General features: G+C 72.6%; 11 protein-coding genes. 4 read left to right on the forward strand and 7 right to left on the reverse strand.

What is annotated here, in order from left to right; all coding sequences use genetic code 11:
- Positions 1-13: 13 nt before the first annotated feature.
- The gene (locus AQJ11_RS14675) at positions 14-910 is read right to left on the reverse strand and encodes a proline iminopeptidase-family hydrolase (RefSeq protein ID WP_014670531.1); all 897 of its coding nucleotides are present in this window, start codon (positions 908-910) and stop codon (positions 14-16) included.
- A gap of 1,086 nt (positions 911-1,996) precedes the next feature.
- Here AQJ11_RS14675 and AQJ11_RS14680 point away from each other — a divergent pair.
- The 3 genes from AQJ11_RS14680 to AQJ11_RS14690 are packed head-to-tail and all read left to right on the forward strand — an operon-like array spanning position 1,997 to position 4,741.
- Entirely contained in the window at positions 1,997-3,229 is a 1,233-nt protein-coding gene (locus AQJ11_RS14680; protein WP_059263476.1) for a cytochrome P450, read from the forward strand.
- A 58-nt stretch (positions 3,230-3,287) separates the two neighbouring features.
- A complete protein-coding gene (locus tag AQJ11_RS14685; RefSeq protein ID WP_059263341.1) occupies positions 3,288-4,523 on the forward strand; it encodes a cytochrome P450 in 1,236 nt (411 codons plus the stop codon).
- 26 nt (positions 4,524-4,549) lie between these two features.
- A complete protein-coding gene (locus tag AQJ11_RS14690; protein WP_059263342.1) occupies positions 4,550-4,741 on the forward strand; it encodes a ferredoxin in 192 nt (63 codons plus the stop codon).
- An 81-nt stretch (positions 4,742-4,822) separates the two neighbouring features.
- Here the strand turns inward: AQJ11_RS14690 and AQJ11_RS14695 are convergent, their stop codons facing one another.
- From AQJ11_RS14695 to AQJ11_RS14720, 6 genes are all read right to left on the reverse strand, one after another.
- On the reverse strand, positions 4,823-5,686 hold the full coding sequence (locus tag AQJ11_RS14695; RefSeq protein WP_059263477.1) for an SDR family oxidoreductase: 864 nt from the start codon (positions 5,684-5,686) through the stop codon (positions 4,823-4,825).
- Positions 5,683-6,438: a thioesterase II family protein gene (locus AQJ11_RS14700; RefSeq protein ID WP_014670536.1), complete on the reverse strand. Its 756-nt coding sequence runs from the start codon at positions 6,436-6,438 to the stop codon at positions 5,683-5,685. Before AQJ11_RS14700 ends, AQJ11_RS14695 begins: the two co-directional genes overlap by 4 nt.
- A gap of 110 nt (positions 6,439-6,548) precedes the next feature.
- Entirely contained in the window at positions 6,549-7,193 is a 645-nt protein-coding gene (locus tag AQJ11_RS14705; protein ID WP_014670537.1) for a response regulator, read from the reverse strand.
- Positions 7,157-8,455 (reverse strand): sensor histidine kinase, encoded by a 1,299-nt coding sequence (locus AQJ11_RS14710; RefSeq protein WP_208616513.1) that lies wholly within the window; start codon positions 8,453-8,455, stop codon positions 7,157-7,159. Before AQJ11_RS14710 ends, AQJ11_RS14705 begins: the two co-directional genes overlap by 37 nt.
- An 86-nt stretch (positions 8,456-8,541) precedes the next feature.
- Positions 8,542-11,052: an FtsX-like permease family protein gene (locus AQJ11_RS14715; protein ID WP_059263343.1), complete on the reverse strand. Its 2,511-nt coding sequence runs from the start codon at positions 11,050-11,052 to the stop codon at positions 8,542-8,544.
- On the reverse strand, positions 11,052-11,855 hold the full coding sequence (locus AQJ11_RS14720; RefSeq protein WP_058079146.1) for an ABC transporter ATP-binding protein: 804 nt from the start codon (positions 11,853-11,855) through the stop codon (positions 11,052-11,054). Before AQJ11_RS14720 ends, AQJ11_RS14715 begins: the two co-directional genes overlap by 1 nt.
- Positions 11,856-12,142: 287 nt before the next feature.
- Between AQJ11_RS14720 and AQJ11_RS14725 the strand changes: the two genes are divergently transcribed.
- Positions 12,143-12,397, forward strand: coding sequence for a hypothetical protein (locus AQJ11_RS14725; protein ID WP_041664937.1), 255 nt, complete (start codon positions 12,143-12,145; stop codon positions 12,395-12,397).
- Positions 12,398-12,413: the final 16 nt, after the last annotated feature.

A 12,413-nucleotide genomic window follows, 5' to 3' on the forward strand; every position in this document is an offset into this window, starting at 1 on the left:
GCCTCGGCGGGCGTCAGAGGCTCTTGAGGAAGTCGGTCATGACCGCGAAGAACCGTTCCGGTTCCTCCAGGTGCGGAAGGTGGCTGGACTCCTCGAAGATCTCCCAGCGCGCTTGGGGGATCTCGTCGTGGTACGGCCGCACGACGGCCGGTGTGGCCTCGTCGTGGCGCCCGCTGATCAGCAGGGTCGGCGTGCGGATGCGGTGCAGGTCCCCGACGATCGACCAGTCCTTGAGCGAGCCGATGACATGGAACTCGTTGGGCCCGTTCATGGCGTAGTAGACGGTCGGGTCGTTGTAGATCTCCATGAAGGAGGACAGGAAGTCCCGGGGCCAGGGCGTCACACGGCACACGTGGCGGTCGTAGAAGACCCGCATCGCGGCCAGGTACTCCTCGCTGTCGTAGGTGCCGGCGGCCTCGTGGCGCAGCAGGGTCTCCTGCACGTCCGGAGGCAGCTCGGCGCGCAGGCGGGCCATCTCCTGGAGCCAGAGCGGGTACGAGGCGGGGGCGTTGGCGATGACCAGTCCGCGCAGACCGGCCGGGGCCGTCATGGCGTGCCGGGCGCACAGAGGGCCGCCCCAGGACTGGCCGAACAGCACGTAGTCGTCGGCGATCCCCAACCGCTCGACCAGGTTGCCGAGTTCCTCCTCGAAGAGCTCGACGGTCCAGAACTCGGCGCCCTTGTCAGGCAGATGGGTGGAGCCGCCGTTGCCGAGCTGGTCGTAGTGGACGACGGGCCAGCCGTCCTCGGCGAGCCGGGCCAGCGGCAGCAGGTAGTCGTGGGTGCTGCCGGGGCCGCCGTGCACGGCGACGACCGCCGGTCGTCCCGCGCCGAGCTCACCGGTCACCCGGTACCAGGTCCGGTACTCCCCGAAGGGTACGGTGCCCTTCGCGCTGGGATCCGGGGTCACGCTGATCACCTCTGCTCGGCTGCGGGACTTCGGCGGCGGCCGGGGACGGGACGCCGGCCGGGACCGGGAGAGCCGGGGCGGTGGGGATCCGTGTCCCTGTCCGGTCCGCCGTGCCTCTGCCCGTGTTCCGCAGCCGACGCTAACCGCCGCCGCGCCGCCGCCGGACCCCTAACCGCCCCTAGGCGGGGTCCGGCCGGGAGGGCATCGTCTAGGGGTCGGCGGGGGGCGGCGACGGGCGGACCCGGCGGAACGCAGGGGAACCTCAGCAGGTGCTGGACAAGGCCGCGGAACTCCGCGTACCCCCTGCCGGCGTCCTGCGGCTGTCCCCCGCTGGGCCGGGCCCGCGCCCACGGGAGGGAGCTCGCGCCGCGCCGTCCGGACCAGACGGCCGCGCCGGACGTCCTGCGGGTGCCCGAGGCGGTGCACCTGGTGACCTCGTGGCCTCCCGAGGACGGCCACGGCCGCCGGTGGAACGCCGGCGTCGAGGAGGCGAGGGCACGCTGGACGTGTCGAACACCTCCGCGTACTCCGCCCACTGCACGGCACAGGTGCTCGCCGCGGCGACCGACCCGGACGGCCACCCGTACCGCTGGGCCTTCGATCAGACGCCCGACCGCGAACTCGTCCTCGATCCGTCCGTCGGACCAGCGCGGGGGGGGGGGGACGGGAGGAGTCGGCGCGAGCCTGGCGGGCGGAGTCGCCGCGAGCCGGCCCACCGGAAGAGTCGGCGCCGGTCGCCGGGCCAGAGCCCATGGCAGCCGGCCGGGGATCAGCGCGGGCGTGCAAGTCGCCGGCCGGTCGCCGGAGTCGGCACGTGGCGGCCGGTCGGAGGCGTCGGCGCCGCGTCGAGCCGGCCGCACAGGACCGCACATGGTGACCGGTCGTAAGGGGTGGCTCCCCAGGGCGGCGGGGAGGGCGGTGCTGCTCGGGGGCGATCGGGGTGGTGACCCTAGGGGCGCCTAGGGGTTGGGGCCCCGGTCGTGGCTGCTTAGCGTGCGAGGGGCGGCTGACAGCGCCGCACCGGCGCCGGGCCCGGACCCGCTCCGCTACCGGCGCGTCCCGCTCCCTCCGTGCGATGAGGACATGATGACTGCACCTGCCGAACCGGCCGACGAGGCCGCGCTGCCGGAGTTCCCGATGCGGCGGGCCTGCCCCTTCAGCCCGCCGGCCGCCTACGCCGAGCTGCGCGAGACCGAGCCGGTCTCCCGGGCCCGGCTGAAGGTGAACGGCAAGCCCGCCTGGCTGGTCACCCGTCACGACCTGTACAAGAAGCTCCTGGGCGACTCCCGGGTCAGCGCCAATCTGAAGCTGCCCGGATATCCCCTCCAGGTGCCGGTCCCACAGGAGACGCTCCAGTCGGTGCCGCTGACCTTCCTCTCCATGGACCCGCCGGACCACACCGTCCAACGCCGCATGCTCGCCCCGGAGTTCAGCGTCCGCCGGATGCGCGAGCTGCGCGGCCGGGTGCAGCAGATCGTGGACGAGCAGATCGACCAGATGCTCGCCAAGGGCGCGGACGGCCCGGTGGACCTGGTCACCGCGCTCGCGCTGCCGGTGCCGTCCCTCGTCATCTGCGAACTGCTCGGCGTGCCGTACGAGGACCACGGCCGGTTCGAGGAGTGGGCGTGGGCCATCATGAACCACGACATCAGCGACGAGGACCGGGGCCGCGCGCACTACGAGCTGGACCGGTACGTGGACGGGCTGGTCACCGCCAAGGAGAGCGAGCCCGGCGACGACATGATCAGCCGGCTGATCGAGTTCAACCGGCAGACACCGGCGGTGGAGCACTCCGACATCGTCAGCATGTCCAAGCTGATGCTGGTCACCGGGCACGAGACCACCGCCAACATGATCGCTCTGGGCGTGCTGGCGCTGCTGGAGCACCCCGACCAGCTCGCCGCCCTCCGCGCGGAGCCCGAGCTGATGCCGAAGGCGGTGGAGGAGCTGCTGCGCCTGTTCTCCATCTCCGACGCGGGCACCGCCCGGGTCGCCCTGGAGGACATCGAGCTGGGCGGGGTGACCATCCGGGCCGGCGAGGGCATCCTGCCGCTGAACAACGCGGCCAACCACGACGAGCGCGTGTTCCCCGACCCCGACCGCCTCGACGTGCGGCGCGAGGCCCGCAGCCACCTGGCGTTCGGTTACGGCGTCCACCAGTGCATCGGGCAGAACCTGGCGCGCATGGAGCTGGACGTCGTCTACTCGACGCTGCTGCGGCGCGTGCCGACGCTGCGCCTGGCCGCCCCGCTGGAGGAGCTCAGGTTCAAGGACGACGCGATCGTCTACGGCCTGTACGAGCTGCCCGTCACCTGGTGACACCGCGGCCCCGCCCCCGTACCCCGCTTCCGTCACCGACACGTACCGAAAGGCAGCCATGACCCAGTCCGCCGACGCCGTACCCGAGACGGGGTCGCCGCTCCCGCGGTTCCCGATGCGGCGCACCTGTCCGTTCAGCGAGCCGCGCGAGTACGCCGGGATGCGCGCGAACGCCCCCGTCTCGCGTGCCGCGTTGAAGGTGAACGGCAAGCCGACCTGGCTGGTCACCCGGCACGAGGACGTCCGGCAGGTGCTGGGCGACAGCCGGGTGAGCTCCAACCTGAAACTGCCGGGCTACCCGCACCAGTTCCACATCCCCGAGGAGATGCTGGCGCAGGTCCGGCTGATGATGCTCAACATGGACCCGCCGGAGCACAGCGCCCAACGGCGCATGCTCATCCCGGAGTTCACCGCGCGGCGGGTGAGGGAGATGCGCCCGCGCATCCAGCAGATCGTGGACGAGCACGTCGACGCGATGCTGGCACAGGGCGGCCCGGTGGACCTGGTCACCGCGCTCGCGCTGCCGGTGCCGTCCCTGGTCATCTGCGAACTGCTCGGCGTGCCGTACGAGGACCACGCCCAGTTCGAGGAGTGGTCGGCGGCGATGATGAACCACGATCTGAGCCCGGCGGAGTACGGGGCGGCGGTGCAGGCCCTGGACACGTACCTCGACAAGCTCGTCACCCTCAAGGAGGACGAGCCGGGCGACGACCTCATCAGCCGGTTCCTGGAGAAGAACCGCACCGAGAAGGTCGCCGACCACGTCGACGTGGTGACGATGGCCCGGCTGATGCTGGTCGGCGGACATGAGACGACGGCGAACATGATCGCCCTCGGTGTGCTGGCCCTGCTCCGGCACCCCGAGCAGATGGCGGCGCTGCGGGACGACCCCGCGCTCCTGCCGAACGCCATCGAGGAGTTGCTGCGCGTCTTCTCCATCTCCGACTCCGGCACGGCGCGGGTGGCGGTGGCGGACATCGAGGTCGGCGGCGTCACCATCCGCGCCGGCGAGGGCATCCTCGCCCTGAACAACGCCGCCAACCACGACGAGTCCGTCTTCCCGGACCCGGGCACCCTCGACATCCGCCGCGAGGAGGCCCGCAGCCATCTCGCCTTCGGCTACGGCATCCACCAGTGCATCGGCGCCAACCTGGCCCGGGTGGAGCTGGAGACGGTCTACGGCACGCTGCTGCGCCGCGTCCCCGGCCTGCGGCTGGCGGCCGAGCCGGAGAAACTGCGCTTCAAGGACGACGCCATGGTCTACGGCGTCTACGAACTCCCCGTCACCTGGTGACGGCCGACCCGGACGGAGTCCCCCTCATGCGTGTCACCGCCGACCGCGACCGGTGCGTGGGCTCCGGCCAGTGCGCGATGCTCAGTCCCGAGGTGTTCGACCAGGACGACGACGGCCTCGTCCTGGTCCTGCGGGAGGTGCCGGGCGCGGATCTCCACGAGGAGGTGCACCGGGCCGCCGACCTGTGCCCGGCGCGCTCGATCCAGGTGCAGGACTGAATCTCGTCGGCCGTCATGGTCGCGGGCCTCGGAGGCGGATCGGCCACCTCCGAGGCCCGCGTCGCATCGATGGCCGCTCGTTCACGGGGTGGGCCGGGGCCCGGCCAGGGACTCGGCCTGGTCGAGGAAGCGGGGCAGCCACTGCTCGTAGGAGACGCCCGCGAGGAACCCCAGTGCCGCTTCCGCGTCCTTGCCGACCACCGTGTGCAGCGGGGTGCCGGGGTCGTCGGCGGCGGCGACGACGGCCTCGGCCGCCTCCGCGCAGTCGGCGGCGCCTTCCGCGACGCGGGCGAGGAACCGGGCCAGCCAGGCGTGGTCCGCGCGGTACGGGTCGTCCTCGGACGGTTTCCCGTCGCTCGCGCCGGCGACGGACCTGCCCTGGATGCGGGAGGCGAAGCTGCCCGGTTCCAGGCACACCACCCGGATGCCGAAGGGCTGGACCTCCGCGTACAGGGCCTCGCTGAGCGCGCCCAGGGCGGCCTTGCTCGCCGCGTAGAACCCGCCGTGCGGCACCGCGAACGTCCGCCCCGCGAGGGACGAGACGTTCACGATGACCCCGCTGCCACGGGCACGCATGCCGGGCAGCACGGCGCGGGACACGCGCAGCGGCCCCCAGAGGTTGGTCTCCATCAGGGCCCGCGCCTGGTCGAGCGGCATGGTCTCGACGGGGCCGGTCCGGTCGATGCCCGCGTTGTTGACCAGCACGTCGACAGGTCCGTGCCGGTCCTGCACCGCGGTGACGGCGGCGGTGACGGACGCGTCGTCGGTGACGTCCAGCCGGGGCACGTCCAGGGTGAGGTCCTCGGCGCGGGCGCGCCGGAGCAGTTCCTCCGCGCCGGCGGGGTCGCGGACGCAGGCGTGGACGCGGTCCCCGCGCCGTGCGAACGCCAGCGCCGTCTCCAGGCCGATGCCGCTGCTGCACCCGGTGATCAGGACCGACGTCACGACCGCACCGCCCACGTGGTCAGCAGGTCCAGGACGTCCTGGGCGTGCGCGGTCAGGTAGAAGTGGCCGCCCGGGTAGACGTGGAACTCGGACGCCGTGTCCGTGTGGCGCGACCATGCGCGGGCCTCGTCCACGGTGACCTTGGGGTCGTCGTCGCCGACCAGGCTGACGATGGGGCAGGCCAGGTTCGGGCCGGGCTCGTAGGTGTAGGTCTCGGCCGCGCGGTAGTCGGCGCGGATCGCGGGCAGGGCCATGCGGATCAGTTCCTCGTCGTCGAGGATGGCCGCGTCCGTGCCGCTCAACTGGCGCATCTCCTCGACGAGTCCGTCGTCGTCGCGCAGGTGGACCGTCTCGTGCCGCGGGCAGGAGGGGGCCCGGCGGGCGGAGGCGAACAGTGCGCGCGGGACGATGCCGTGGTCGCGTTCCAGCCGGCGGGCGACCTCGAAGCCGAGGGTGGCGCCCATGCTGTGGCCGAAGAGGACCAGCGGGCGGTCCGCCCACGGCAGCAGGACGGCGGTGACCTGGTCGGCGAGTTCGGCGATGCTCGTGGCGCACGGCTCGGTGCGGCGGTCCTGGCGCCCCGGGTACTGCACGGCGAGTACGTCCACGGAGGCCGGCATGCCCGCCGACACCGGGTGGTAGAAGGTGGCCGAGCCGCCGGCGTGCGGCAGGCACACCAGCCGGGCCGCCGCGTCCGGGCGGGGATGGTAGCGGCGGATCCAGAGACTGTCCTGCTCGGTGAGGGTGGTCATGGGGGCGGGCGTTCCCTTCCTGGGCTGCGGCGCGGGGCGCGGGGCGGTGCCCCTGAAGTCTCACGCGCGAAGCGGGGGCGGACCACCCCTACCCGCCCCAACCGGCCTGCTCAGGCGTTGAGGTAGGCCAGTACGGCGAGCACCCGGCGGTTGCTGTCGCCCGAGGGCGGCAGCATCAGCTTGGTGAAGATGTTGGAGATGTGCTTCGCCGCCGCGCCCTCGGTGATGGTGAGCCGCTGGGCGATCGCCGTGTTCGAGCAGCCCTCCGCCATCAGTTCCAGCACCTCGCGCTCGCGGGCGGTGAGCGCGGCCAGCGGCTCGTCCCGGGAGTGACTGGTCATCAGTTGGGCGACCACGGCGGTGTCCATGGCCGTGCCGCCGGCCGCGACCCGGCGCACGGCGTCGATGAACTGCTCGTCGTCCAGCACGCTGTCCTTGAGCAGATAGCCGATGCCGCCGGTGCCGTCGGCCAGCAGTTCGCGGGCGTACATCTGCTCGACGTGCTGGGAGAGGACGAGGATCGGCAGGCCGGGCTGCTCGCGGCGGGCGCGTAGGGCGGCCTGGAGGCCCTCGGTGGTGAAGGTGGGCGGGAGCCGTACGTCGACGATGGCGATGTCGGGCCGGTGCTCGGTGATCGCGGCGGCGAGGTCCGTGCCGTTGTCGACGGCGGCGACCACCTCGAAGTCATACGCCTCCAGCAGTTGGATGATCCCCTGCCTCAGGAGGAAGAGGTCTTCGGCGAGGACAACGCGCACGGCAACTCCATCTTCATCACGGTCGGACCGCCCGGTGGACTGTCGATCTCCAGGACCCCGTCAAAGGATGCCAGCCGCCGCCGGATGCCCGCGAGGCCGCTCCCGGCCGACGCGTCGGCGCCGCCGCGGCCGTCGTCGGTGACCCGGGCGTGCAGCATGCCCTCCTCGCACCAGGCGACGACCTCCACGCGCCGCGCGTCGGCGTGCTTGAGGGCGTTGGTGAGCAGCTCGGACACCGCGAAGTACACGGCGGACTCGACCGGGTCGGGCAGCCGGCCGGGCAGGTCCGCCACCACGGTGACGTGGAGCGGGCTGGCCAGGCCCAGGGCGCGCAGGGCGTCGGGCAGGCCCCGCTCGGCGAGGACCGGCGGGTGGATGCCGTGCACCAGGTCGCGCAGTTCGCGCAGTGCCTGCACCGACGAGGTGCGGGCCTGCCGCAGCAGCCGCCGGGCCTCCTCCGGGTCCTGGTTCATCGTCCGGTCCACGGCGCCGAGTTGGAGACCGAGGCTGACGAGCCGGGCCTGGGCTCCGTCGTGCAGGTCGCGTTCGATGCGGCGCAGTTCGGCGGCCTGGATGTCCAGGGCGCCGGAGCGGGTCTCGGACAAGTGCTGGACGCGCGAGGCCAGTTGGGACTGACGGGTGGGGCCGAGCAGGAAGCGGACGAAGTAGGCGTACCCCTTGAGCACCAGCGGGCCGAGGAACAGCCAGCCGGTGAGCACGACGAGTGCGAGCAGGGCCGCGGCGAGCGCGGCCGGCCAGCTGTCGACGGTGACGAAGGAGTACCAGCGGCCGTGTCCGTCGTCCGCGAGGGGCCGCCACAGGCCGCAGGCGAGGAACAGCCCCTCCCCCGCGTAGTAGAGCAGCGCGGCCGGGACGAACCCGACGAGGCCGACGACGCAGTTGAGGAGCAGCCACAGCAGGTCCCGCCAGGTCGCGGGGTCGGCGAGGATCCACTTGCAGCGCCGCATCCAGCCGACGATGTCCTTCTCGATCTCCTCCGGCTCGGGCCGGTAGGGCCGCTCCACCGGGACGCCGGAGCGCGCGGCGGCCCGCCGGTTGAGGTCGCACAGCCATCGCACGGCCCGGGTGAGGTAGGGCAGCGCGAGGAAGCCGATGCCGATGAGGCACAGGACGATGAAGTAGGTGGTGGAGACGAAGAGGACGACCGACAGCAGCGCTCCGGAGGCGATGGCCACGCCGACCAGGGTGTCCACGGTGGCGCGGCCGAGTCGGCCGCGCCACGTGACCGGCACAGTCTTCATGTCCTCATGCTCCCATTCCCGACCGCCCGTCATGGAGGGGCCGCCCCCGCCCGGGGAAAGCGGGGGCGGCCCGGCCAGGAGGTGACTCACGCGGCCTTCACCGTCTCCACGGCGGGGCTGCGCATGCCGCGCCAGGACGGCAGCAACGTGGCGCCGAACACCAGCAGCAGCGATCCGCCGACGATGGCGAGGTAGATGCCGATGGATCCGGAGGGCAGGTAGGAGTCGCTCTTGACGAGGCTGTAGGGGACGATGGTCGTCGCGGAGGCGACGGTGCCGAGGACGGTGGCGACGACGCCGATCAACAGGCCCTCGACGGTCAGCATGCCGAGCACCTGGGCGCGGGTCGCGCCGGTGAGCCGCTGGAGGCCGAACTCGGCGCGCCGTTTCCGGGTGACGGACACCAGGGTGTTGACGACGGTGATCGCGGCGTACCCGACGATCATGGCGACGATGGTGTAGTTGGCGGAGACCAGGATCTGCTGGATCTGGTTGTTCCGGCCGGCCAGTGAGGAGCTGTCGTCCAGTTCGGTGCCGGGCACCTGGGCGGCCAGCGCGGCGAGGCGTGCGTGGACGTCGGCGCCGCCGCCGCGCGCGGTGCGGACGAGGATCTGGTGCGGCAGCCCGTCACCGGTGTGCGGGGCGAGGGTGGCCGCGGGCAGCGTCAGGTACTCCTGCTTGGGGTTGTCGGCGTACAGGGCCACGACGGTGGGGCGTACGGCGGTGCCGTCCCCGAGGTGCATCGGCAGCCGCTCGCCGACCTTCACCCCGTACTCCCGGGCCTTCTTGTCGGACAGGGCCACGGTGTCACCGCGCAGGCCGGTGAGGGAACCGGCGACCACGGGCAGGTCCAGGCTCTGCCGCACGCCGTCGGCGGAGACGCCGCGCAGGTCGACCTGGTCCGGGCCGCCGGCGCGGTCCACGAAGCCGCGGCTGGTGACGAACTCGGAGGCCGCGGCCACCCCCGGGGTGGCGCGCACCCGGTCGACGACACCGGGCGCGAATCCGCCCGTCGTGGAGTCGAGGACGTAGTCGGCGAGGATGTTGCGGTCGTAGGAGGTCCGCGAGACGTGGTCCTCGGTGGACTGCATGTACAGGGTGCCGGTGGCGATGCCGATGAGCAGGACGATCGGCGCGACCGCGCCCGCCATGCGGACGTTGGCGGTGGCGGCGTTGCGCAGCGCCAGCTGACCGGAGAGCCCGGAGAGGGCCCGCACCGGCAGGCGGAGCAGCGCGACCATGGCCTTGGTGATGCCGGGGGCGAGCAGGGCGAGCCCGATGCAGAAGAGCACGGAGGCGGGTCCGGCGGTGCTGGCGAGGGTGGGGCCGTCCTCCATGACGGTGGCGGTGGCGACGGCCAGGCCGATGCCGTTGGCCAGGAAGAACAGCGCGAGCAGCAGCCGGGGCACGCTGAACCAGCGGGTGCCGGCGGTGGATTCGGCCAGCGCGGCGACCGGTTCGGTGCGGGCGGCGCGCCGTCCGGCGAAGCGGGTGGCGCCGGCCGCGGCGAGGACGGTGACGACGGCTCCGACGGCCATCGGCATCCAGCCGGCGTGGTAGACGATCGCCGGCGACACCACACCGCTGGCGGTCAGCACCCCGAACAGCAGCCGCCCGATGGCGTAGCCGGGCAGCAGGGCGAGCAGGACGGAGCCCACCGACAGCACGGCCGTCTCGGTGAGGATCATGCGGCGCAGCTGGTGCGGGGTGGAGCCGACGGCGCGCAGCAGGGCCATCTCGCGGGCGCGCTGCTGGAGGGAGAGGCCGAGGGTGGAGGCGACGCCGAACATGACGATCAGGACGACGGAGGAGCCGAAGACCGCGGCGAGGATGACGACGGTGCGCTTGCTGGAGAGGGTGCCGGGCAGTTCGGCCAGTCCCCGGCGTTCGCCGGTCAGCACCTCGGCACGGTCGCCGACCTCGGCGCGCACCGCGTCCGCGACCGCGGCGACCCGGGCGCCGGGGGCGGGCAGGACTCCGATGGAGTCGATCCGGCCACCGGCGAGGGTGCGGGCCTCGTCGTCCGTGAAGAACACGGCGGCGTCGGGGTTGTGGTCGCCGCGCTGCTCGGCGATCCCGCTGACCAGGAACCGGCGGACCGTGCCCTGGACGACGATGTCGACCGAGGATCCCGGGCGCGCTCCGGCGCGCCGGGCGAGGTCCGCGTCGAGAACGGCCTCGCCGCCGGCGACGGGGGTTTTTCCGGCGGCGAGGGTATAGGGGGTGAGCCGGGCGGAGGCCCAGCCGTGGCCGTACGAGGCGGACTCGCCGGTCACCGGCTTGCCGTCCTTGAGGACGGTGGCCGGGACGGACACGTCGCCGACGGCCGCGCGGACGCCCCGTACCCGGGCGACCTCGCCGACGAGGCCGGGGGCGATGCGGTGGCGCTCGGTCAGGGCGGTGGAGTCGTAGGTCTGTTCACCGGTGACGACGACCGGGGCGCCGCCCAGGCGCTGGGGTTCGGCCGCCATGCGGACGCCCGTCTCCATCAGGCCGCCGCAGCCGATGACGATCGCGGCGCCGAGGAACATGGCGAGGAAGGTCGCGACGAAGCTCGTCCTGCGGAACTTCAGGGTGCGCAAGGCCAGGCGCCACATCAGTACCGCCCTCCCGAGGGCTGCGCGGCGCCCTGCCGGTGGGTGTCGTCCTCCCAGGCGCCGAGCCGGGTCATCCGGGCGGCGACGGCCTCGGCCGTCGGCCGCAGCAGTTCGCCGGCGAAGGCGCCGTCGGCGAGGAAGACCACGCGGTCGGCGTAGGAGGCGGCCACCGGGTCGTGGGTGACCATGACCAGCGTCTGGCGGGCGGTGTCGACGGACTCGCGCAGCAGACCGAGCACGGAGGCGGCGGTGCGGGTGTCGAGGGCGCCGGTGGGCTCGTCGGCGAAGACCACGGCGGGGCGGGTCACCAGGGCGCGGGCGATGGCGACGCGCTGCTGCTGGCCGCCGGAGAGCTGGGAGGGCAGGTGGCCGAGCCGCTCGGCCAGGCCCACGCGCTGCACGACGGTGCGGATCAGGCTCTTGTCGGGCCGCTGTCCGGCCAGTTGCAGCGGCAGGGTGATGTTCTGCATGACGGTCAGCGCGGGCAGCAGGTTGAAGGACTGGAAGATGAAGCCGATCCGGTCGCGGCGCAGCTTGGTCAGCCGGGTGTCGTCCAGGCCGGCGAGGTCGGTGCCGCCGACGGTGACCGTGCCGGAGGTGGGCTGGACCAGTCCCGCGGCGCAGTGCAGGAAGGTGCTCTTGCCCGATCCGGACGGTCCCATGACGGCGGTGAAGGTGCCGTCGGCGAAGCTCACGGTGAGCCCGCGGAGCGCGGCCACCTGGCTGTCCCCTCGGCCATAGGTCTTCGACACGGCGTCCAGCCGTACCGCCTCCGCCCGGCGGAGGTCGTGTGAAGTGTGCACGGGGGCTCCCCTACGAGATTTCGCTTCTCACGCGGTGTCTGCGGACCAGATTAGGAACGCCGGGACCGCGGCGCATTGGCATTGCCAGGCCGGTTCGAGGTAGAGGTTTCTCTACCTCGAACCGGCAGGTTCCGGCGGGTGTCCACCACCTTTGTGCCGCGGTGTCATCACCCTTGTCCGCATATTTGACTCCCCTTCGAAAGGGCCGGTTGCCACCCGTGTCCCGGGGCTTGTCCGCGGGTACCGTCGGAACCGTCCACGGAAATCCGCGAAAGAAGGGAAGTGCCATGGTCACGAGGCCTGACCAAGAACTGACCGCACGGGTCCGGCCCGACGGATATCTGGAGCTGTTCTCCCGGCGCACCGGGAAGCGGCACCGATGCGGCCCACGCGGCACGACGATGTGGCTGGCGCTCCAGCGCAGCGGCTGGCAGCCCGAATCGGCCGCGGATGAAATCGCCCTGCAATTAGGTGTCGATCCGGCCAGTATCCGATGCGATATCCACGCGTGGCTGGCGCATTTCCGCGAGGCCGGCGAGTGAAGAGGAATCGGGGCGC

The organism is Streptomyces corchorusii (genome assembly GCF_001514055.1).
In the GTDB taxonomy this organism is placed as follows: Bacteria; Actinomycetota; Actinomycetes; order Streptomycetales; family Streptomycetaceae; genus Streptomyces; species Streptomyces olivaceoviridis.